The following is a 23743-nucleotide window of genomic DNA, read 5'->3' as shown; positions in this document are numbered from 1 at the left end:
TACTGTTAAAATTTTTGGTAATAAACAGGACCTTTATTTAAATAAAAATGAACATAATATTCTTTTGTACGGTCTGCTTTGAATTTTTCGAAATTATTAAAAGGAGAATGACAGTGCGGACAGCAGAAAGAATTGTAATATTTAAATGCTCCGTCAAACGTTTTCGGAAGCTGTTTTTCTATTTTAGCAAGAGTACTTTCTTCAATGTATTCCTGAAGTTGAGTCGGCATATCTTCGATGTAACCATAAGGAACGATAAGCGTTTCCAAACTATTGGTTGAATAGAAATATTGTGCATCTGAAAATCCTGCATGAAGAAAATTTACTGAGAAACTTTTTTCACAAGCATCACAAATACAGATGAGTCTTATATCTCCTGATGAAATATAGCCACTGAAATGAAGTCCTCTTGCAAACATCCCGCATCCAAAAAGAGCTTCGTTTTTCTCATTTTTATTAGAAAGGTAGAAAGGTTGAAATCTCACATATTCTCTTTTCTCATCATCTTTATTTTTACAGATGGCGCCTTCTATCTGTACTGAAAAATCGGGATGAACCCTTACTTCGCAATCAAAAATCTGATTATTGAGGTCTGGATTTGAATTTTTAGGTTCAATTTTATAAGTTCTCAGATACTTTCCGTTTTCATAAATTTTTATTTCCGGAACTTTTCCTTCCAGAATGAGTTCCTGTGTTTCCGTAAAGCTTACTCCGGCATATAATAAGTGATTTTTAATATGAATTTCATTTCCTTTAAACTCAATTCTTTTATGATGGTCTTTTAAAAATTCCTGTTGAGTTTCATTTAAAACTGCAAAACTTTCATTTTTAGATTCCCTGTTTTCTATTTCAGGATTTTGATGATCTTTTCTTCCTGTCTGGTTCCAAAAAAACATAAGCAGTACAAATGCCAATAAAATTCCGATGAAGAAAATGGTTCCCATAATTTGGTTGTTTGTACAAAATTAGTCTTTTAATAAAAAACCTCCGAGGAAATCGGAGGGCAGTAAAATCTAAAATTATGATGATAACCTTAAGGTTAGGATGCCGGTTTTATTTTTTTGTAGCTTGAATTGCTTTCCTTTTAGATTGGTTTTTTCTGTAAAAGTAAAATCCAAAACCTGTAATTAAGAGAATCGGCCAAATCATAATTAATCCCACCACAATTCTCTGAATCAGATAAAAGCCCTCCACAAAGGCATTTTTTGCACTGTAAAAGAAGGCGAACTTATATTTATTGTCAATATTTGTTGTATTGGTAACAGCAATTTCTGCAATACGGAACTGTGGCTCTTTGATGTAAATATCTACAGTGCTGTAATTTAAGTTGTCTGCAACATCTAGATTGGCAAGCTTTTGCTGGTTTTCTTCAGCCATATTAGCATTGTTCATATTCACTTTATCTTTGTTTGTCTTAAGCTCTGAAATATTTTCACTGGTTTTTTTAATTCTTTTTTCTTCGAGTTCTGCATATTTTATACTTGCAGTGACGTCTTCAGCGTTAATAATTCTTGAATTCAGAAAAAGTTTTTTGTTGTTAATGATAGTCAAAAGTTCACCTAGTTTTTGAGTAGGAACACGAACCTGCATTGTATTTTCTGTCTGATATTTTTTCACAAGCATGGCTTCGTTGTCTGATGTGTTGTAGGAGTCTTCTGAAACAACATTGCTGCGCAAATTGCTATTGGTGACAAAACCTCCCAAATCCTGAACCGATTTTTCGATGGAAATCGTCGCTTCGTAAACGTCTTTCACTTCCATATTGACGTTAGCAGTTTTGATGAATTGTTTGTCTTTCACGTTCATTGTAGCGACAGAAGAAATTTCTTTTGAAACTGCTGCAGAATCTGCACTTTCTGAGATTTCATAATCGCTTATGGATGCCTCCCCTTTTTTGCAAGAATAAATTCCTGTTAAAAGAACTGTTGCCAATGATAATTTGATGTAGGTAGTTTTCATATGTTGATTTTTAATGTTTTGCCTACCTCAAAGTTGAGAATGAAATGTCTGTATTGTTTGAAAATGGCAAGTAAAAGATTTGTAAATAAAATAATTGAATTAAATGATTGTAAATCAGTATTTTGTAAAATAGCGTAGTTTATTAGTGTGGTATTTCGGATTGATTTTTGCTTAAATTTTACAAATCAAACCAAAATCAATATGTCTAAAACTTTTTCTAAAATCAGAAACGCTATAGAATTATTCAGATCAATAGATTTTGATCAATTAAGCGAAATTTCTCAAAAAGTAAATCTTCCGAAACTCATGGAAAATTTTTCCAAACTGGATGACAAACAATTGAGCGGAATGATGAAAATGCTTGACCCGAATAAAAAAAAGAAAGAACTTCCGATTATTGATGGAGATTTCTACGATATTTATCACACGTTGACAGCAGAACAAAGGGAAGTTCAGTCTAAAGTAAGAGAATTCATGGAAAAAGAAGTAAAACCGTTGGTGAATCATTATTGGCTCAGAGATGAGTTCCCGCATGAATTAATTCCAAAATTCCAAAAGTTAGATATTTGCGGTGTTACATATGAAGGTTATGGCTGTAAAGGAATGCCTTTTCTGATGGAAGGTGTTATTGCAATGGAAATGGCAAGAGTAGATGCTTCAATTGCCACTTTCTTCGGAGTACAATCTGGTTTGTCGATGGGTTCGATCTATATCTGTGGTTCGGAAGAACAGAAACAGAAATGGCTTCCTCAAATGCAGAAGTTTGAAAAAATAGGTGCTTTCGGGTTGACAGAACCGGAAGTGGGTTCCGGAGCAGCAGGAGGTTTAACGGTAACCTGCAAAAAAACTTCTGAAGGCTGGATTCTGAACGGGCAAAAAAAATGGATCGGAAATGCCACTTTTGCAGATTTAATTATTATTTGGGCGAGAGATTTAGATGACGGTGAAGTAAAAGGTTTTATCGTTGAAAAAGATAATCCGGGGTATTCTGTTGAGAAGATCAAAGGGAAAATGGCATTGAGAATTGTTCAGAACGGATTAATTACTTTAAAAGATTGTTTAGTCACAGAAGAGAACAGGCTGCAGAATGCCAATTCGTTTAAAGATACCGCAAAAGTTCTTAGAATGACCAGAGCCGGAGTTGCGTGGATGGCAACGGGTTGTGCAAGAGGAGCTTACGAAAGCGCATTAGATTACACCAGAACAAGAGAGCAATTCGGAAAACCGATTGCATCTTTTCAGATGATTCAGGGGCATTTGGTAGAAATGTTATCCAACCTTACAGCAATGCAAACCATGGTTTTCAGACTTTCTGAAATGCAGGACGAAGATATTTTAAAAGATGAGCATGCTTCTTTAGCCAAAGTTTTCTGTACAATGAGAACCAGAGATATCGTTTCAAGAGCGCGAGAAGTAATGGGCGGAAACGGAATTCTGCTCGAATATGATGTTGCAAGATTTGTAGCCGACGCCGAAGCAATCTATTCTTACGAAGGAACAAAAGAAATCAATTCGCTGATTGTCGGAAGATCAATTACCGGGTTTAGCGCATTTGTGTAATTCAGAATCAATAGTCAATTGCGAATTTTGCTCTGCAGGTGAATTTAAAACTGACAGCAAAGAGAATTATTCACAATTGACTATTCATATTTTTTAGCTAATTAAAGCTTTGTATTTTTCTTTATTGTCAATAATGATCCAAAGATTGATTAAAGTTAAAACTGCTGAAATGGCAATTCCTGTTGATGATGGATCTCTGTAAACATTATGCAGTAAGATACCAATCATTACAGGTAAGATAATAATTGCCCCTAAAGCTCTGGTTTTAGGGAAAATAAACAATAATCCACCAATTATTTCTACAGTTCCAACTAATGGCATCAGCCAACCGATTTCTTCGAAAGCTGCGTAAACTTTCATTTGTTCTTCAGATAATTGTGGCATCGGATTGTAATGAAAGAATTTATCTAGTCCGGCATTGATAAACATGAGCCCAAACAGAAGGCAAAGAATAAATTTTACGATTTTCATGGGATATAATTTTATATCAAATTTAAAAAAAATATTTTCTCATTTGTAATTAAAAAACAAGTTCCTTTTTCTTCTCTTTTTAGAGAAATAATTTTATTTTATATTTTAATATTTTATATATTTGTTTACAAGTCAAGTTAAAATATTAAAATATGTTGAAAAATTTTAAAAAATTAAATCGAGAAGATTTAAAAGGAATTAATGGAGCCGGCGGTTCTGGGAAATGTGATATAGGACCAATAGGATGCCCATGTATAATTCCACCGGGAGATCCTTGTTTGGGCGGTTCTGGTGGAGGAGGAGATCCTGTTTTGGGTTATTGCCCGGACAGTCAGTCTTATATTCCGTGCGATCAAACTTGTCCCAACGGAATGAGTCCTCTTTGTCCTTTAGGATAAATACAAAATTGTATGTCTCACAACTAAGAATCTTTAGTTGAAAAAACCATTCTCTGAAAGGAGATAAATTGAAATAAAAAGTCCGTTTTCAACTAATTGTGAAACGGGCTTTTCATTTTTTACTTCTTTAATCCATTTCCTTCAAGGTAATATTCTTCGAAATTTTGTAGCTTTTTTTCTTTTTGTTGGGTTTTTCATCTTCGCCTAACAGTTTTCCCCAAGGTTTTAATCCTTCAACTCTTTCAAAAATAATTTTGATGATCGCAATCGCCGGGATACAGAGAAACATTCCTGAAATCCCCCAAAGATGCTCACCTAAAAGAATTCCGATAAAAGAAAATAAAGCGTTGATTTTCACTTTTGAGCCCACTACGAATGGAAGAACAATATTACCGTCAATAGCATGTACAATCACATATCCAATTGCAACGTACACGCAGGTAGAAACCGTTCCTGTTGCAAATGCAATGAAACACGAGATCAAAAGCGAAATACAAATTCCGATATAGGGAATAACGTTTAATAATCCTGTCAAAACACCAAGCAAAATAGCATATTTTACGCCTAAAACTGTAAGAACAATCGTAGTAAGTGTCGATACGATCAAGATCTGAAGACAAAGACCAATGATGTATCTTTTGGTCATAATTCTTACTTCAGAAACTACTTCCTGTACACTTGTTTTGTGCTTTTCATTAAAAACATTAACAATGAAATTATTTAAAATTCTCCTGTAATTTAAAATAAAGATGAAAAACAAGATAAAGAAAGCCAAAAACCCCAGACTTGAAGAAAAAATACCGAAAGTGAATCCCAAAATCACACCCGAAGAAGACAAAAGTTTACCTAAACCCTGATCAAGATAATCGAGCTGCTCATCAATTTTCACATTAAAAGTATGAGAAACCCAGGTCTGAAGGTTATGGAAAACCATATTGAATTGTTTGGTTAAGTGTGGCAAATCTCTGCTGAAACTCGAAATCTGTGACCCGAAGAAATAGATCAATCCTGTCAGAATAACCAGCATCATGGTAACAGAAACTATGGTAGACAGCGATCTTGGAAATTTTAATCTTTTTTCAAAAAAATTGGCAACCGGTAAAAAAAGCATTGCCATCAGAAACGCCAAAAAGAACGGAGCCAAAATGCTTTGTCCAAGTTTGATAAGATATCCGATTCCAATGATTGAAACTACGGCAAGGGCAAGTTTTAACAGAAAAGGAAGTTTAAAACAATTCATGATAAAGTTTTTCCAAACATAACAAAAACCTCACCGTTATGATGAGGTTTTTAGATTTTATTGCTAAAAATTATTTTTCAATGGCGAGTTCAAGAACTTCGGTCATCCAATTTACATAATTTACTTTCAGATTTTTCAGATAATCCTGCTTGATTTCTTCCACATCTTTTCTGTTGGCTTCACAAAGGATTACTTCTTTAATTCCTGCTCTTGTTGCGGCCAACAATTTCTCTTTGATTCCACCTACAGGAAGTACTTTTCCTCTTAGAGTAATTTCGCCTGTCATTGCCAAATGGGGTCTTACTTTTTTATTTCTGAATGTAGAAACCATCGAAGTCAGCATTGCAATTCCGGCAGAAGGTCCGTCTTTCGGCGTTGCGCCTTCCGGAACGTGAACGTGGATGTTTTTCTTTTCCAAATCATCCTCCGTAATTCCTAGATCTTCATGTTTAGCTTTAATGTATTCTAATGCAATCGTTGCAGATTCTTTCATTACTGTTCCAAGATTTCCGGTCATGGTAAGATTTCCTTTTCCGGTACTTGTAATGCTTTCGATAAATAAAATATCACCGCCAACACTAGTCCAAGCCAATCCTGTAACAACTCCCGGAACGTCTGTCAGTTCAGACAAGCTTTTCGGTCTTGGAACACCCAGTATTTCATCTACTTTTTCAACAGAAATTTTAGCATCATACTCTTTCACTAAAGCGGTTTGTAAAGCTACCCAACGAGCAATTCCGGCAATTCTTTTTTCTAAAGACCGCACTCCGCTTTCAGAAGTATGGGCTTCGATAATATGTTTAAGTTCAGCATTTCCAAGTTTGAAAGATTTTGCCGTCAAACCGTTTTCGTCCTGCTGTTTTTTAATTAAATGTCTCTTTGCAATCTCAATTTTTTCTTCTAACGTATAACCCGCAATCTGAATGATTTCCATTCTGTCCAAAAGCGGAGTCTGAATCGTTGATAAAGAGTTTGCTGTTGCCAAAAACATCACTTTAGACAAATCATACCCCATTTCAAGGAAATTATCATAGAAAGCATTATTCTGCTCAGGATCAAGTACTTCAAGCAAAGCAGAACTTGGGTCGCCGTGCATTCCTTTTCCTACTTTATCAATTTCGTCTAAAACAATCACAGGATTTGATGTGCCCGATTTTTTAATAGATTGAAGAATTCTTCCTGCCATTGCACCGATATAGGTTTTTCTGTGACCACGGATTTCACTTTCGTCATGAAGTCCGCCCAAAGAAACGCGTACATATTTTCTTCCCAAAGCATCCGCAACAGATTTTCCTAGAGAAGTTTTACCCACTCCCGGAGGACCTACCAACAATAGGATAGGAGATTTCATGTTGTTTTTTAATTTTAGAACAGCCATGTGTTCCAGGATTCTTTTTTTAATATCTTCTAAGCCAAAATGAGCTTTGTCTAAAACTTTTTCAGCTTTCTCAATGTCAAAAGTGTCTTTGGTAAAGGTTTCCCACGGAAGGTCAGTAAAAAAATCCAGATAATTTCTCTGAACATTATAATCCGGTGAGTTAGGATTTTGTCTCTGCAGTCTTGCGATTTCCTTCTGGAAGTGTTCTTCTACTTCGGGTTTCCAGTTTTTATCTTTTGCTTTTTTCAGCAAATCTTCAACATCGCTTTCCGGACCGCCACCAAGCTCATCCTGAATGGTTCTGATCTGCTGATTCAGGAAATATTCTCTTTGCTGTTTGTCAAGATCTTTCGATGTTTTCTGGTGAATCTGATTTCTTAGTTCCAGCTTTCTGAAGTCTTCATGCATCATTTCGTAGCACTTATTGGCTCTTTCCATCAGACTTTTCTCCTCAAGCAGTTTTTGCTTTTCTGAATAAGGGAAATTAGCATTCGTACAGATAAAATTCAGCAAATCATCATTATTGTTGATGTTTTTAATGGCAAAATTTGCTGCATTGGGAATATTAGGATCAAGCTCAATTATTTTTAGAGCTAAATCTTTTATGTTTTCCAATAATGCTTCGTATTCTTCTTTGTTTTTTGCTTTAGAGTCTTTCAGTCGGGTAATTTCACCTTTAAAATAAGGCTGGTTACCCGTAATTTTTTTTATTTTAAATCTTTGAAAACCTTTTGTAATTGCAGTTACATTTCCTTCAGGAAGTTTAATGATTTTTATGATCTTCGCCAAAGTTCCGACCTGATAAAAATCTTTTTCTGAAGGTTGCTCAATATCCGAGTTTTTCTGACTTACAATTCCGATCAGGTCACCATTTTGCTGCGCCTCTTCAAGAAGCTGGATTGACGTCTTTCTCCCTGCAGTGATAGGAATCACCACATTCGGGAACATTACCATATTTCTTACCGGGAGAATGGGGAAAATAATCTGCTCAGAGTTTTTCTGGTTTTCGTTAATATCAGAAAGATTGATCTCTTCAGCTACAATATCAAAACCTTCGCCTAAGATTTCATCAAAATTTATATCTTCAAATTCTGTCATAATAAGTTGAATGACAAATTGTCATTTATAGTTTAAATCGTTAAAGGATAAATCAAAATATGTTTAGAAAATGCTTTACATATAATGCGTACGTAATTTTCACAATACTTATGCCATTTGTTTTTTGATAAAAAATACGGTCAAAATTTCCATTTTATCAGGATTTAAATTTTAAAAATTAAAAAACCGACTTATATTTCTCTAATTTCTTAAAAATGTGTATTTTCGCACACTGATATAAAACTATATTTATAAAATGGCAATTTTAGGACAGATTAGGAGTAGACCTTGGCTTTTGATGGGAATGATCGCATTGGCGCTTTTAGCGTTTTTGGTAAACCCAGAAAGTCTCGATAAAGTTTTTGGAAAAAATCCTGATGTTTTAGGAAAAGTAAATGGTGAAAAAATCACCCGTGAGGAGTATAACGACCAGCTTTTCATATTACAGCAACAAGCTGATCAACAGCAGCAGCCAAAAAGCGGACTTGAAGAACAGGCTTGGCAATTGCTTGTGCAATCAAAACTGGTAAAGCAACAATTTGAAAAAATGGGATTTGAAATGACAGACGATCTGTTCTGGAATCAGATTCAGTATGATCAGATGTTTGCTCAGAACCAACAGCTTTTTGATGAAAAAGGAAATTTCAAGCTTCAGGAATTGAAGAAAGAGATTGAAACTTTACAAAATACAAACCCGGAAGGTTACAGCCAATGGCTGAAAACCAGAAAAACGATCGAGTACAGAATCATGGCAAGACAGGTTTTTGCAAATATTTCGACTGGGATCACTACAGGTAAAAAAGAGGCTGAAGAATTAATAAAAGAGAGAGATCAACTTGCTGATATCGATTTTGTAAAGGTTGATTATTCTTCATATCTTCAAAAAAATAAAATCAAAGTTACTACTGAAGATTTAAAAAATTACATAGACCAACATCCTGTCATGTTCAAAACTGAGCCAAGCAGAAATCTGGGTATTGTATTTTTTCCTTCACAGCCAAGTCCGGCAGACGATGCTGCAGTATTGAAAGATATTACAAAAATATACTCTGTAGGAACAGACGAAAGTGGCGGAAAAGAGAACTTTATGAATACTACAAACGATTCTATGTTTGTGACGGCAAATTCTGATGTTCCTTTCAATAATCAGTATGTTTCGGCAAACCAAATGCCTCAAGGGTTAAAAGGTAAAATCGAAACAGCTGCAATTGGTCAGACTTTCGGTCCTTATAAAGAACAGAATCTATATGTTGTTTCCAAATTGATTGATAAGAAAAAAGCTTCAGATTCTGTCACTTCTAGTCATATTCTAATTGCATACAAAGGAGCAGAACGTTCAACAGCTACTAGAACGAAAGAAGCAGCTAAGAAAATTGCTGATAGCTTATTGGCTGGAATTAAAGCGAATCCTGCGAAATTTGCAGAAGATTTGAAGTTGTCTGATGAACCAAATGCTGTCGACAGAAAAGGAAGTGTGGGTTGGACTACTTCTCAGAGCCAATTTGCACCTGAGTATTTAGATTTTTTACGTAAAAATGATGTAGGAAATATTGGGTTAGCGGAAACTTCTTTCGGTTATCATATCATAAAGGTTGATGATAAAAAATTAGGTTACAAAGTAGGTCACTTAGTAAAATCTATCAAGCCTTCTGAAGCTACAGAAGCTGTAGTCGATAAAAATTCAAGAAGATTTATTCAGCAGGTTCAAGGGAAGTCATTTAATGATTTTGTAAATCTTGCTAAAAAATCAAACTATCAATACTCAAACGCAAAATCTGCTAAGAGATTTGATGGTCAGTTACAGGGATTAGGAACCGATAAAGATGGTGAAATCATTGCCTGGGCTTTTGATAAGAAAAGAGAAAAAGGAAATTCTGAAATTTTCACAGTTGACGGAACGGGAGATAAGATTGTTGTTTACTTAAACGGAAAACAGGAAAAAGGTCTTGCAGATCCTGAATCTGTAAGAGATCAGATCGAGACGATTGTAATGAATAAGAAAGCAGCGAAGATGATTTCTGATAAAATAGGAAAACCTTCAAGCTTAGATCAGGTGGCTAAAACTTTTGCCACAACTAAACAGTCTGCTCAGGTTAATATGCTCAACCCGTCAGTTGCCGGTGCAATGGAACCTAAAGTTGCGGGTGCTGCATTCGGTGTTAAAAAAGGAGCAATCTCAAATGTTATCGAAGGCGGAACAGGAGTGTATGTTTTGGTCAAAAAGAACGAGACCATCAACAAGCAACCGGGAGATGCTAAGCAATTTGCAGAATCAGTTACTCAAAGAAATGCAGGAATGTTCGGTCAGGCTTGGCTAAAAAGTTTACAGGATAATGCAGATATTGATGATTACAGAATTGAAATCTGGAGTAAGCTTGGCAATCAGCAATAAGACATCCAAAATCAATAATATAAAAGTGGCAGAGTTTTTGCCACTTTTTTTGTGTTTAACCCATAGCAATAAAGAAAAAACATTAATTTAAATGTACTATATTTGCTTACTAGAAAAAATATAAAAAGTGAAGTTCAGTAAAGAAATAAAAGCTGGTTTAATAGCGATCTTAGCTGTTGTCGGCTTTGTCGTTTTGTTCCAATTCATGAAAGGCAGAAGCCTTTTTACCACCGATAATATATTTTATGCAAAATATGATAACGTTGAAGGTCTTACACAGTCTTCCCCCGTTTCCATCAATGGATTAAAGGTTGGGCAGGTTGATAATATTGCTCCTGTTACTGCAAAAGATGGAAAAATTCATTTTATTGTAAAAATCACGGTAGATGACAATTTCGAATTTTCAAAAAATTCTACACTTGAAATTTTCGAACCGGGATTGATGTCCGGTAAAGAAATGAGAGTAAATCTTGCCTATGGAGGTTCGACTGCAAAAGACGGTGATACTCTGCAAGGAGCTTTTAAATTGGGAATGATGAATAGTCTTTCTTCACAGGTAGGTCCTGTGAAAGATCAGTTGCAGACAGTTTTGCACAGAGTTGATTCTTTGATGGTGAATGCGAATCAGGTAATGAATGAGCAGAACAGAGAAGAAATAAAGATCTTGCTTCATAATTTAAATAAAACTGTCGGTGCGTTGCAAACAACTGCCGGAAGCGTAAATAAACTGGTAGGAAACAATGACCCGAAACTTCAGAAAGTTCTGGATGATGCAAGCATTACAATGAAGACAGGTAAAGTTACTCTGGATAAATACGGAAATCTTGCAGAAAGTATTGATACCAAACAATTGAACCAGACCATCGCTAATCTTGATGCAACCGTGGGAAAACTCAATAATGTAGTTGCTGGAATTGACAGGGGAGAAGGGAGCTTAGGTAAAATCATGAAAGATGATCAGCTGTATAATAATCTGAATGCAGCATCCAACAATTTAAATTCTTTGATTGAAGATTTGAAAGCAAATCCTAAGAAATATGTGAATTTCTCAGTATTTGGTAAGAACAGTAAAGACTAATCATCCTTATGGAATATCTTGACAATATAATTTTTCTGATTTTATTAGTTGCAGGTTTTGGGCTATTCGGGAAAAGCCTTCTTAAGATTTATAGAAATATCAGATTAGGAAGAGAGATCAACCGGAGCGACAGAAAAGCTGAACGTTGGGAAACTATGGCTCGTGTAGCAATGGGTCAGAGTAGAATGGTGAAAAGGCCTGTCGCGGGTATTCTTCACCTTTTTGTGTATGTAGGTTTTGTAATTATTAATATCGAATTAATCGAAATCATCGTTGACGGAATTTTCGGAACTCATAGGTTTTTAGCGACAATTTTCGGACATACTTTTTACAATATTTTTACAGCAACTCTTGAAGTTTTAGCACTTCTTGTTATTATTGGTGTTGTATTATTTTTTATCAGAAGAAATTTCTACGGTGTTAAAAGATTAACGATGAAAGAACTTTTCGGATGGCCAAAAAATGATGCCAATTGGATTTTGATCATCGAATTTGCTTTGATGGTTTTTTTCTTTACCATGAATTCTTCAGATCTCATTTTGCAACAAAGAGGAATTTTGGCTGAACATGGAAGTTTTCCTATTAGTCAAATGACATTAGTTCCATTTTTTGAGATTTTCAGTTTTGATAACGGGTTTTTAGTTTTTGTTGAAAGATCAGCATGGTGGTTGCACTTTGTAGGAATTCTGTTCTTCATGAATTACCTTTATTATTCTAAACATTTACATATCATTTTAGCGTTCCCTAGTACTTGGTATGCCAATTTAGATTTGTACGGAAAGTTTAATAATTTAGATTCAGTTACTGCTGAAATTAAATTGATGATGGATCCAAATGCAAATCCTTACGCAGCTCCGGCAGAAGGTGCTGTTGCAGAAGCTCCGTCAAAATTTGGTGCAGAAGATGTTTTTGATTTAAATCAGGTCCAGCTTTTGAATGCTTATTCTTGTACGGAATGTGGTCGTTGTACTTCAGTTTGTCCGGCAAATATTACCGGCAAAAAATTATCGCCAAGATTGATTTTAATGAAAACCAGAGATCGTCTCGAAGAAGTAGGAAGAAATATCGACAAAAACGGTAAGTTTGAAGATGACGGTAAAAAATTATTGAACGATTATATCACAAAAGAAGAACTTTGGGCTTGTACCACTTGTAATGCATGTACTCAGGCTTGTCCGGTATTGCTTGATCCTTTATCTATCATTTTCGAAATGAGAAGATTTTTAGTCATGGAACAATCTGCGGCACCACAGGAGTTAAATCTGATGATGACCAACGTAGAAAACAATGCAGCACCTTGGCAATACAATCAGGCCGATCGTCTGAATTGGGCAAATGATTAATTATTGTATAAATCATTTCCTGAAATTTTAATTCAAATTAATACAAAATACATTTTATAACAAAATGGATTTCACTATAAAAACAATGGCAGATTATGCTGCCGAAGGAAAATCGCCTGAAGTTTTGTTTTGGGTAGGCTGTGCCGGAAGTTTTGACGACAGAGCAAAAAAAATCACCAAAGCATTCTGTAAAATCCTGAATAAAATAGGGGTTGAATTTGCCGTTCTCGGACAGGAAGAAAGCTGCACAGGTGATCCCGCAAAAAGAGCAGGTAATGAATTTGTTTTCCAAATGATGGCAATGACGAATATCGAAGTTCTGAACGCTTATGAAGTGAAGAAAATCGTTACGGCTTGTCCACACTGTTTCAATACGCTGAAAAACGAGTATCCAAGTTTAGGAGGAAATTATGAGGTGATTCATCACACTCAGTTCTTGAAACAATTGATGAATGAAGGAAGACTGAAAATTGAAGGCGGAGCTTTTAAAGGTAAAAAAATTACATTTCACGATCCTTGTTATCTTGGAAGAGCAAATGGTGAATACGAAGCACCAAGAATGCTTTTGGAAAAACTGGATGCCGAGTTGGTTGAAATGAAGCGTTGCAAGACAAACGGTTTATGTTGTGGAGCAGGAGGAGCCCAAATGTTTAAAGAACCTGAAAAAGGAGATAAGGATATCAATATTGAAAGAACTGAAGAAGCTTTGTCTTTTGAACCAAAAATCATCGCTACAGGTTGTCCGTTTTGCAATACCATGTTGACTGATGGCGTAAAACATTTCAATAAAAATACTGAAGTTGAAGTAAAAGATATTGTAGAACTTTTGGCTGAAGCTGAAGATTTATAAGTTTTACTTTTTAAAACTATATTAAACTCAGGATTGTTCCTGAGTTTTTTTATTTAAAAATTTGAATCAATAAAATTGCGTAATTTTGTTTTTTAAAAGTATTAAATGAAATCACCATGACTGGTTTTGATATATAAACCAATGAAGATGGGCGATAGTATATGACCATTAAATAATAGATACCTACATATGAAAATCGAAGAATCAAATATAGTTGAAGCCGAAGATTACAGAGTGATTATTTATCCTGCGTCACGAGCTTTTACAACCAAAGAAGCAAAAGTTATTACAGAAAAATTATACGACTTTCTTGCAGGTTGGGCGGCTCATGGAAAACCGCTTTCATCCTCTTTTAAAATTGAAAAAAATCAGTTTATCGTAATCTGCGTAGACGAAGAAAAAGAGATGGCTTCCGGATGCAGTATTGATGCTTTAGGGAAAGTCATGAGAGAGATTGATGAAGAGTATCAATTGGGATTATTTGACCGTATGAAAGCAAGTTTTATAGAAAATGGCGAAGTAAAAACATTAAAACTTTTAGACTTTAAAAATAAAGTAAGAAGCGGCGAATTATCTAAAGAAATTGAGGTTTTTGATTTTTCTAAAAACACCTATCTCGAATTTTTAGGAAATTTTTTACTTCCTTTCAACAGAAGCTGGGCAGCCGGAATCAAATAATTTTTTTTGAAAGTGGGGAAATTGATAGCCGAATTATTCAGAAATTTATTTAGAATTCATTTTTTCAGGAAAAGATATTTTGGATTTCATAAGCATATTTTCAACCCATATCAGCTTTTCGCCGGTGTAAAAAAACAGATAACTTACAGAGAAAATTTAAAACTTCGGATTAACTTATCTGATTGGATTCAGCAACAATTGTACTTCCTCGGAGATTATGAAAAGCCTGAAATTGATTACCTCTCAGACTTTCTGAAACCGGGAAATGTATTTGTTGACATCGGTGCAAATATCGGACTTTTCTCTCTCAACGCTTCCAAAATCGTCGGAGAGAAAGGGAAAATCTATGCTTTCGAAGCATTTCCTCCGAACTGTAATCAGTTTAAAGAAAATATTTTGCTCAACAAATTTGAAAATATTATTGCTGAAAATAAAGCGATTTCCGGTCAGAATTCTACAATCGAAATTTTATATAACGAGAAAGATAACAATATCGGAATGGCTTCTGCTTTCCTGAAAGATTTTACTTCAAAAGAAGTGGTTGAAAGCACGACATTAGATCAATATTCGGCTGATCATCAGATTAACAGAATTGATTTAATTAAAATTGATATTGAAGGAGGAGAATACGATGCACTTTTAGGAATGACCAGGATTTTAACCGAAATCAAACCTCAGATTTTAATAGAAATCAATCACAAAACTTTAGAAGATTCCGGACATAGTGAAACGGAAATCATGAATTTATTCAGTACATTTAATTATAAAATACTCAAAAAACTTAGCAGCGATGAACAGTCTTATAATGCGGTTTTCGGGGTTCCAGAATTAAATTAAACTATATTTTAAGAAAAAGTTTTCTTTTCTATTCCAATCGTAAATATATTTTCAGGAAATTTCATCTTATCAAAAGTTGATGATTTCAATTTAGCCTTTGTAAAAACGGCGCAAATCGTATTCTTTGGATGATAGAGATAAGAATGATTCTCACTTCCGACACCGTCTAATATCGCCTGGAAAACATCATACCGTATATTTTGCGGACTGTAAGCGTAATCATGCCACACAACAATAGAATTTTCATGCAGAAGATGTTTAAACACTTTTTGAGTATCATTTAAAACCATTTCATAACTGTGTTCTCCGTCGATAAAAACTAAATCGTATTTTTTGTTTAACGAAGCAAAATCAAAAGTTTTGGTATTGGCTCCGAGATGTAGAATTTTTGGATTTTTGCCTGAAAGAATTCCGTGCTGTTCTGCATATTCATGACTCAATCCCATTGCTTTCATTTCTTCTTTAGAAAGATTAATTGTGGTACAGTCATCAACATATCTGGCGACATTATGAACACTTTCACCACGCCAAGTTCCGATTTCAAGGTAAGAATTGACATCTTTTCTTGCAGCAAGAGCAGAAAGGAGTTGCAAATCTGTTATCAAAGACCCGCCGTCAAGAATGAAAGTATCAATGTTCTTAACGATTTCTTCACAGAGTTGTTCTATATCAATTTGAGGTAATGAAGTTAGATTAGGATAAAACTTTTTAAATCTTTCTTCAGCTACGAGCGGACTGTCTAAAATGATATTGACTAAACTGGGCTTTTTAAGAATTATTCGAATAAAAGAAAGAATTTTATTAATTTTAGCGTTCATTTTGCTTAGATTCGTTTGATATAAATGATAAACAAAGATACATTTAAATAAAATTTTGGAAAGAAAAAATATCCTCTTCATCTCTTCCTGGTTTCCAAACAAAGTTGAGCCGTCTAATGGTAATTTTGTTCAAAGACATGCTGAAGCTGTATCTTTAAAACATCATGTTGAAATTTTGCATTCTATCGGAGATTTTCATCAAAAAGAAAAATATTTAATTGATGATCAGGTCGTTAATGGAATTAAAACAGTAATTGTTTATTATAGAAATTCAAAAAATCCTCTTCAGAATTTTTACCGCAGAATGAAAGCTTACAAAATAGGATTTTCAAGAATGCAGAAACCGGATTTAGTGCATGCAAATGTTTTGCACAATTCTATATTTTTTGCAGTTTATCTTAAAAATAAATTGAATATTCCTTTCGTTATCTCAGAACATTGGACAGCCTATCAGGAAAATGCTTCTGATGCCCATGGAAAGGTGTGGCGTTTTTTCGCTAAATGGATTGCCAACCAGTCTTCCGCAGTTTTACCGGTAAGTGAAAATTTGAAAAAAGGTTTGATCGCTTTAGGGGTAAAAAAACCTATACATGTAATATCAAACGTAGTAAACACAGATGTTTTTAAGCTGAATAATGAAGTGAAAAAAGACGAAGTTTTTACATTTTTACACGTTTCATCTTTGGTTGAAAGAAAAAATCCGGATAAAATCATTATTGCTGCCAAAAAGTTGTTTGATGCAGGGTACAAATTTCATCTGAAAATTGGTGGAAGTGATTTCAAACATCTTGAAAAACAGATTATTGATCTTTCAGCATCCGATTATATTTCGACATTTGGGCTTTTACCTTTATCGGGAGTTGCAGAAAAAATGCAGCAATCTCATGCGCTAATTCTTTTCAGTGAAAACGAAACCCAGGGTTGTGTTTTGGTAGAAGCGAACGCTTGTGGAATTCCTGTCATATCTTCCAAAGTTGGCGGAGTGCCGGAATTTGTGAATGAAAAGACAGGTGTTTTAGTCGAGAAAAATAATGTAGAAGATTTGTATTTGGCTATGGAAAAAGTTCTTTTACACCAAGTAAATTTTGAAAGTCCTGAGATTTTACATCAGCAAATCAAAGAAAAATACAGTCCGGAAAAAATAGCAGAAGCTTTTTCTGAAGTTTATGAATTTGTACTCAAAGAATGATCACTTTTATCAGAGATTTCGTTGCTAAAAAAGGAATTTGGGTAGGTTTGTCTTTACTCATAGCGAGACTTTCTGCATTTTTATTAAGTGTTTTTGTTGCACGGATCTTGTCGAAGGAAGATTTTGGAGCAGCAACATTTGGGCTGAATTTCCTTACGATTTTCTTAGCATTTTCCGGTTTTGGAGCAGCACAAGGTGTTGTAAAATATGGTTCCGGAATTGAAAACTCGTTTCAAAGAAAACAGCTTTTTCAATACGCTTTTTCTTACGGACTGATCTATAATTTCATCCTCACATTGATCATGATTTTGATTTCAGGAATTTTGTATTGGGATGAATTTGTTAAAATTAAACTGATCCTCTTATTCAGCATCCGTTTTTTGGGAATGTATTTGGTTGAGCAAAAAAAAGCTGAATACCGTGCAGATTTAGATAATCAGACCTTTGCTAAATTTGATATTTTCCTTTCTGTTACTTCACTGATTTTAGGCGTTTTGTGCACTTACTTTTGGAATTTAAACGGATTTATTTTAAGTCTCTGTATTTCTCCGTTCTTTTTGTTTTTTTACGACCGAAAATTTAGTTTTTCATTAAAAAAAATAACATTTAACGATTTCAGAAGTAAAGAATTCTGGCGTTTTTCCTGGACGACTGCGCTTACCACCCAAATTGGGGAGCTCGTTTTTATTCTTGATATATTTTTCATCGGATTATTAATGAAAGAGCAGGATGTTGCGTATTATAAAGTAAGCTCGATGATTCCGATGAATATTTTGGTTTTGGGATTTATATTTATGCAGACCGAATATCCAAAGTTGTGTCAGCATCATCGTGATAAAAAATATCAGTATCAATTCATTTTCAATTACTGGAAGCTTTTTACAGCTGTTGGAATTGTTATTTTGGCTATCGGTGTTTTTTTCGACAAACAAATACTTTCCATTTTTGGACATCAATATCAGAACACTGAAATTTACAGAATACTTTTGTTTGCTGCGGTGATTTCTCTGATTTTCAGAGTTTTATTCGTCTATATGTTGGCTTCGATTGGTAAAACAATGTGGAATTTGGTTATTTCTGCCTTTATGCTTTTTGCGACTTCGCTCAGTCTTTATCTTGCCATTCCTGAATATGGTTTGACAGGAGTTTCCTATGTGACATTTGGGTGTCTCGCTTTATCGGGAATTTTGCCTGCTTTTGCTTATTTTTACGAATCCAAAAAAATCTGATCATGTGCGGAATCTGCGGTTATTATTCATTTAAGAAAGAAATTTCTTCTAAAAATATTTTAGAAATGAATAGAGCCATTCAACATCGCGGTCCGGATGATGAAGGTTTCTGGCTTTCCGATGGATTGCATGGGAAATCTTTTTCCGGTGAAGATTCTACTCAGAAAATCAAAGAAATATTTCCTGTTCTGAAAGACGAAAATTCTCAACTGGCTTTAGGTTTTCGCAGGCTTTCCATTTTAGATTTATCCGAAAAAGGACATCAACCGATGCTTTCGGATGACGAGAAAATCACGATTACTTTCAACGGTGAAATTTATAATTTTAAAAAGCTCAGAAAAGAGCTTGAAGATTTAGGGTATACGTTTAAAAGCCATTCAGATACAGAAGTTATTTTAAAATCATATCAAGCTTGGGGAACTGCAATGTTTGCCAGATTTGACGGAATGTTTGCGATTGCTCTGATCGATTCAGATAAAAATAAAATAATCTTAGCAAGAGACCGGGTAGGTTTAAAGCCTCTTTTTTATTACAGAAATCAGGATGTAATTTTGTGGGCTTCCGAAATAAAATCTCTTCTCAAAAATGAATATTTAAATCCGGAAATCAATTGGCAGGGTGTTTATACCAATTTTCTTTTTCAGACAACCTTAGCTCCGGAAACCTGTTTTAAAGATATTTTTTCTTTAGAACCGGCTTCGTTGATGACGATTGATTTAAATGATTTTAAAACAACAAAAGAATTTTATTGGAATTTTCCTCATCAACGAATTGATATTTCTGAAGAGGAGGCAGTTTCAGAAATTGATAAATTGCTTTCAGAAAGTGTACAGGAACAGCTTTATGCCGACGTTCCGGTTGCAAGTATGATGAGCGGTGGGATAGATTCTACTTTGATTACGGCTCAGTCAAAACCTTATAAGAATGACATTAATGCATTCACAATTGCATATCCGTTCTCTGAAGATGAAATAAAAAATGCTTCTTTGGTTGCTGATAAAATTAAAATTCCGCATCACATCAAAAAAGTGACGGATGATGAAGTTTTAGATCAGCTAAAAGAAAATATTCAGCATTTTGAAGAACCATACAGCAGCTTGGAAGTTTTGATGAATGCTGCTGAATACGCTAAAAATTTAGGGTTTAAAGTCGTTCTCAGTGGAAATGGTGCAGATGAATTGTTTGCAGGATATTCTCATTCTTTAAAGCTCAATAAATGGCTTTTGATGAAGAATTTCAATTTTGTAAGAAACTTTATTTTCACAAAAGATCATTTTTCACAAAAGGTTAAGAATTACTTTTCTCAGGATTCTTTATTTGATTTTTTCAGACAAAGCCAAGTCGGTATGAAACCTATGCAGGCGAAAAATGTATTAAAAAAAGAAATCTTTAATCAGATCAATCCCAATCTAAAGAAATTCCATTTGTCTGAAACCAAAGATTACAAGGGATTGTTTGAATATGACATGAAATATTCTCTTTCGTCTCACCACGTTTTCCGAGACGATCTTAGTGCGATGAAATATGGAGTTGAGTTTCGATATCCATATTTGAGCAATGATTTGATCGATTACGTTTCATCTTTGCCGGAAAATTTTAGATTTAATGGAATTCAGAATAAACCTTTACTAAGAAAAGTTGCCCAAAAATATCTTCCTTCCGAAGTTTTAAATATGCCCAAACGCGGATTTTCTTTTCCTTTGGCTTATTTCATTAAAAATGAGAAAAAGATTCAGGAATTTATCATTGAAAATTTAGAAAGCCTTAAAAAAAGAAAATTCTTCAATGCAGAAATCGTTGATGATTGGTGGCAAAACCAGAAAGACGAGTATGATTATGTAAAAATCTGGCAATTGGTCACTTTTGAGCTTTGGTACCAGAAATATTTTGAAAATCAGTAAAATCAGTTTCATTTTATATTTTACCTTTGCACTATGAAAAATCTGCTTTTTGGAATTTTACTCGGATGTTTTACGCTTATGGGATGTAGGAGCGACGAAGATTCTATTCAGAAAATTGATCAGATCATGAATTTTTACATTCAGGATGCAAATGGTAAAGATCTGTTGGTTCCCAATACGATAGGGTCTTATACGGTTTCTATGAATGATGTTTTAGCAGCAACAGATATTGCGACCGTAAGTTTTTCTCCAAAAACCTCAGAGAATTCAGTAAATTATCTTGAATATATTGCCGGAGCGACCAGACAATTGCAAAGTGGAGGTGATTCTGAGGAAAGAGTTTACCGGTCGAGAATCAGAGTTGCTCTTACCAAAAAAATTACAGATACTACATTTGCTCCTGCAGTTAACGATACTTTAGAAATTCTTTACCATTGGACACCAACAGTTTTCGAGGTGTCGAAAGTTCTGTACAACGATTCAGAATTACCGGTAACGAAAGATTCGGAAAATCGTAATGTCGTGAAAATCACAAAATAATCTCTAAATTTGCATAAATCTGTTGGATGACGGAAGCTGGATGATGGAAGTCCTGCAACACCCAACAACAAACATCTAACACCCAACAACAATAACAAAAATGTTACAAGTCAATTTTTTGCGCGAAAACAAAGAACGCGTTTTAGAAGGTCTTCAAAAAAGACAATTCAAAAATCCTGAGTTGGTAGACGAGGCGATCGTTACTGACGAAGAAAGAAAGAAAATTCAGTTTGAATTAGATTCCCAGCTTTCAGAAATTAATAAAATCTCCAAAGAGATTGGTATTCTGATGAAAGAAGGGAAAAAAGAAGAAGCTGAAGCATCCAAATCTAAAACAGCGCAGTTCAAAGAGTCGAGCACAGAATTGAAATCACAGTTAGAAGTGATTGAAAAGAAATTATTAGACATTCTTTATCAGATTCCAAACGTACCTTACGAATTGGTGAAAGCGGGAGTTTCTGCGGATGATAATGAAATCATTTATCAGTCTCACGATGTTGAAGGCTTAGGTGAAGGTGCAATCCCGCATTGGGAATTGGCGAAAAAATATAACCTGATCGATTTTGAATTGGGCGTAAAAATTGCCGGAGCGGGTTTCCCTGTTTATTTCGGAAAAGGAGCGAGATTGCAGAGAGCTTTGGTTCAGTATTTTTTAGATAAAAATGTTAATGCCGGTTATCTGGAAGTGAATCCGCCTCATGTTGTCAATGAAGCTTCAGGATATGGAACCGGTCAGTTGCCGGACAAAGAAGGACAGATGTATTACATCAATGCAGATGAACTGTATTTGATTCCCACAGCGGAAGTTCCTGTGACAAATCTTTACCGTGATGTTTTGTTGGATGAGAAAGATCTTCCGATTAAAAATACGGCGTTTTCTCAATGTTACCGAAGAGAAGCGGGTAGTTACGGAGCTCACGTAAGAGGTCTGAACCGTCTTCACCAATTCGAAAAAGTAGAAATTGTAAGATTGGAGAAGCCTGAAAATTCTTACGCTGTTTTGGAAGAAATGGTAGAGCATATCAAAGAAATCCTTACAGATCTTGAATTGCCTTACAGAGTTTTGAGATTGTGTGGTGGCGATACTGGTTTTGCCTCTGCAATGACCTACGATTTTGAAGTGTGGAGTGCTGCTCAGGAAAAATGGCTGGAAGTAAGTTCGGTTTCAAATTTTGAAACCTTTCAGGCAAACAGATTGAAGTGTCGTTACAAAGCTGACGGAAAAACTCAGTTGGTGCATACCTTAAATGGTTCTGCGATGGCATTGCCAAGAATTATGGCTGCTTTGCTGGAGAATAATCAGACTGAAGAAGGAATTAAACTTCCGAAGAAGATTGCTGATTATGCGAAGTTTGAATTGATTAATTAAATTTTACAATAATAATACAATAAAAGCCATCCGATTCGGATGGCTTTTGTCATTTTGACAGTGGTTTTTAATGAGCTGTCGCTATACAGTCGCTATACCTTTTCTATACCCCTTGCCCAACTTTTATTTTTATAGTGTTTTTGTCTCTTCTGTCATATTGGCAGGAGCGTCAGAGGCAGTTACGGTGATCTTATCACCTGCAAGATCGGGGTTTGAAGCGGTTGCTGTATAGATCCATTCAGCTCCGTTATTAACGGCTGCGCCTTCTTCTACTAAAGTTCCGTCGGCATTTTCTATTTTTACTTGTACTGATACTACTCCAAAATCATCAGTTGCTACAATTTTTATAAGGTCTCCCGAATTACCTGTGTAGCCGGAAAGATTGATTTCTTCAATATCAGGCGCATTCAGAAGATCGGCAACGGCTACGTTATAGGTGCTCATTCCAATTGAATGATCCGCCTTTGCTTCATACAGCTGTTTTTTTACGGGATCATTGAGAACTGCTTTTGCATACAGGACAGCTTTCTGAAATCGAAGGGTGTGCTGCTTTTGTTTTTCAGACATTTCGCCTGTTCTTTCCTTGGGTGCTTTCGATACTACTGTTTTACCATTTCTTTGGCTGAATACGAGTAGATCTCCGACTTTTCCACTCAAACCGTGGGTTACGATGTTGTTTTTACTTTCTGCCATTATCTGTGCTTTTTAAGGTTAATACTATAACAAATGTATTTATTTTTTGGAATATACATAAATTATTGACGTATTTTTTTAGTTTTTAATTAATTATGTTAAATTGAATGAATTAAAATCAGAAATAAATTAACCCAGACAGGTAATCGTATTGATTATAATTAGTATTTCAGAGTAATTCATTTCTTATATTTTTGATTTATATCAAAATATTTTTATCTTCGCAGCAGATTTTAACGAAAAAATAAAAGCGTAAGCTATCATATTGGTATTAGAAAACCGCGAATTTTCTCCAAAAGACCAAATTTTGATAGACTTACGCCTGTGTCTACTACTGGCGCGGGCGTAGTCTTTCTGGTCTTTGGGTTCTTCGCGGTGCCTCTAATACGGATTGATTACTGCTCTGCGCCTTTCTTATTTTCTATAATCAATAAAAAAACTAAATTAAGATAACACGACAGGTTCTGTCGCATCTGGTATTGATATTTGCATTAAAGAAGTATAAAAAACAAAATAAATGAAATGAATAACAATTAACCGAAAATTAAATTATCATCAATATGGATTGAAATTAAACTTTACTCATAATAGAAATGAATAAATTTTTATATTTGCAAAAAATTAACAACAATTAAAAAACTCAACGATGAAAAAACTCTACATGAGTGCATTATTCTTATGCACAGTGACGGGCATTTCAGCTCAGGATGTGGTTTGGCAGA

At 34.7% G+C, this 23743-nt stretch carries 20 protein-coding genes; 13 read left to right on the top strand and 7 right to left on the bottom strand.

Annotated features, from left to right (window positions below; translation table 11 throughout):
- Positions 1-5: 5 nt before the first annotated feature.
- Both AC4FQ5_RS02480 and AC4FQ5_RS02475 read right to left on the bottom strand, forming a co-directional pair.
- Positions 6-944: a hypothetical protein gene (locus AC4FQ5_RS02480; protein ID WP_491140923.1), complete on the bottom strand. Its 939-nt coding sequence runs from the start codon at positions 942-944 to the stop codon at positions 6-8.
- Between the two features lie 109 nt (positions 945-1053).
- The gene (locus AC4FQ5_RS02475) at positions 1054-1959 is read right to left on the bottom strand and encodes a DUF4349 domain-containing protein (RefSeq protein ID WP_491140922.1); all 906 of its coding nucleotides are present in this window, start codon (positions 1957-1959) and stop codon (positions 1054-1056) included.
- A gap of 201 nt (positions 1960-2160) precedes the next feature.
- On the opposite strand from AC4FQ5_RS02475, the gene AC4FQ5_RS02470 reads away from it, so the two are divergent.
- Entirely contained in the window at positions 2161-3519 is a 1359-nt protein-coding gene (locus AC4FQ5_RS02470) for an acyl-CoA dehydrogenase family protein (RefSeq protein ID WP_491140921.1), read from the top strand.
- Between the two features lie 93 nt (positions 3520-3612).
- Here the strand turns inward: AC4FQ5_RS02470 and AC4FQ5_RS02465 are convergent, their stop codons facing one another.
- A complete protein-coding gene (locus AC4FQ5_RS02465; protein WP_491140920.1) occupies positions 3613-3990 on the bottom strand; it encodes a DoxX family protein in 378 nt (125 codons plus the stop codon).
- Between the two features lie 152 nt (positions 3991-4142).
- Between AC4FQ5_RS02465 and AC4FQ5_RS02460 the strand changes: the two genes are divergently transcribed.
- A complete protein-coding gene (locus AC4FQ5_RS02460) occupies positions 4143-4388 on the top strand; it encodes a bacteriocin-like protein (protein ID WP_491140919.1) in 246 nt (81 codons plus the stop codon).
- Between the two features lie 127 nt (positions 4389-4515).
- Here AC4FQ5_RS02460 and AC4FQ5_RS02455 read toward each other — a convergent pair whose 3' ends face one another.
- Both AC4FQ5_RS02455 and lon read right to left on the bottom strand, forming a co-directional pair.
- A complete protein-coding gene (locus AC4FQ5_RS02455) occupies positions 4516-5628 on the bottom strand; it encodes an AI-2E family transporter (RefSeq protein ID WP_491140918.1) in 1113 nt (370 codons plus the stop codon).
- A 70-nt stretch (positions 5629-5698) separates the two neighbouring features.
- Positions 5699-8104 (bottom strand): endopeptidase La, encoded by a 2406-nt coding sequence (gene lon / locus AC4FQ5_RS02450; protein WP_491140917.1) that lies wholly within the window; start codon positions 8102-8104, stop codon positions 5699-5701.
- Between the two features lie 256 nt (positions 8105-8360).
- Here lon and AC4FQ5_RS02445 point away from each other — a divergent pair, with 256 nt between their 5' ends.
- The 6 genes from AC4FQ5_RS02445 (at position 8361) to AC4FQ5_RS02420 (ending at position 15282) form a co-directional block, all read left to right on the top strand.
- Positions 8361-10496 (top strand): peptidylprolyl isomerase, encoded by a 2136-nt coding sequence (locus tag AC4FQ5_RS02445; RefSeq protein ID WP_491140916.1) that lies wholly within the window; start codon positions 8361-8363, stop codon positions 10494-10496.
- Between the two features lie 127 nt (positions 10497-10623).
- Positions 10624-11574, top strand: a complete 951-nt coding sequence (locus AC4FQ5_RS02440; RefSeq protein ID WP_491140915.1) for an MlaD family protein — start codon at positions 10624-10626, stop codon at positions 11572-11574.
- Between the two features lie 8 nt (positions 11575-11582).
- Entirely contained in the window at positions 11583-12917 is a 1335-nt protein-coding gene (locus AC4FQ5_RS02435; RefSeq protein WP_491140914.1) for a 4Fe-4S dicluster domain-containing protein, read from the top strand.
- A 64-nt stretch (positions 12918-12981) separates the two neighbouring features.
- Entirely contained in the window at positions 12982-13767 is a 786-nt protein-coding gene (locus tag AC4FQ5_RS02430) for a (Fe-S)-binding protein (RefSeq protein WP_491140913.1), read from the top strand.
- A gap of 189 nt (positions 13768-13956) precedes the next feature.
- Positions 13957-14445: a hypothetical protein gene (locus tag AC4FQ5_RS02425; protein ID WP_491140912.1), complete on the top strand. Its 489-nt coding sequence runs from the start codon at positions 13957-13959 to the stop codon at positions 14443-14445.
- Between the two features lie 21 nt (positions 14446-14466).
- Positions 14467-15282 (top strand): FkbM family methyltransferase, encoded by an 816-nt coding sequence (locus AC4FQ5_RS02420; protein ID WP_491140911.1) that lies wholly within the window; start codon positions 14467-14469, stop codon positions 15280-15282.
- Positions 15283-15290: 8 nt separating this feature from the next.
- On the opposite strand, the gene AC4FQ5_RS02415 is transcribed toward AC4FQ5_RS02420, so the two are convergent.
- Positions 15291-16100, bottom strand: coding sequence for a class I SAM-dependent methyltransferase (locus AC4FQ5_RS02415; RefSeq protein WP_491140910.1), 810 nt, complete (start codon positions 16098-16100; stop codon positions 15291-15293).
- Between the two features lie 55 nt (positions 16101-16155).
- Between AC4FQ5_RS02415 and AC4FQ5_RS02410 the strand changes: the two genes are divergently transcribed.
- The 5 genes from AC4FQ5_RS02410 to serS all read left to right on the top strand — a co-directional run bounded on the left by AC4FQ5_RS02410 (position 16156) and on the right by serS (position 22328).
- Positions 16156-17289 carry a glycosyltransferase gene (locus AC4FQ5_RS02410; protein ID WP_491140909.1) on the top strand — a complete coding sequence of 378 codons (1134 nt, stop codon included), beginning with the start codon at positions 16156-16158 and terminating at the stop codon, positions 17287-17289.
- Entirely contained in the window at positions 17286-18518 is a 1233-nt protein-coding gene (locus AC4FQ5_RS02405; RefSeq protein ID WP_491140908.1) for an oligosaccharide flippase family protein, read from the top strand. The genes AC4FQ5_RS02410 and AC4FQ5_RS02405 overlap by 4 nt, the downstream gene beginning before the upstream one ends.
- A 2-nt stretch (positions 18519-18520) precedes the next feature.
- Positions 18521-20419 (top strand): asparagine synthase (glutamine-hydrolyzing), encoded by a 1899-nt coding sequence (gene asnB, locus AC4FQ5_RS02400; RefSeq protein WP_491140907.1) that lies wholly within the window; start codon positions 18521-18523, stop codon positions 20417-20419.
- Positions 20420-20452: 33 nt separating this feature from the next.
- Positions 20453-20959: a hypothetical protein gene (locus AC4FQ5_RS02395; RefSeq protein WP_491140906.1), complete on the top strand. Its 507-nt coding sequence runs from the start codon at positions 20453-20455 to the stop codon at positions 20957-20959.
- Between the two features lie 100 nt (positions 20960-21059).
- On the top strand, positions 21060-22328 hold the full coding sequence (gene serS / locus AC4FQ5_RS02390) for a serine--tRNA ligase (protein ID WP_491140905.1): 1269 nt from the start codon (positions 21060-21062) through the stop codon (positions 22326-22328).
- 129 nt (positions 22329-22457) lie between these two features.
- Here serS and AC4FQ5_RS02385 read toward each other — a convergent pair whose 3' ends face one another.
- Positions 22458-23021: a hypothetical protein gene (locus tag AC4FQ5_RS02385; RefSeq protein WP_491140904.1), complete on the bottom strand. Its 564-nt coding sequence runs from the start codon at positions 23019-23021 to the stop codon at positions 22458-22460.
- Between the last annotated feature and the right edge of the window lie 722 nt (positions 23022-23743).

The organism is Chryseobacterium sp. DT-167 (assembly GCF_058310155.1).
The sequence above is the reverse complement of the archived record's forward strand: the minus strand, read 5'-3'. Positions and strand labels throughout refer to the sequence as shown.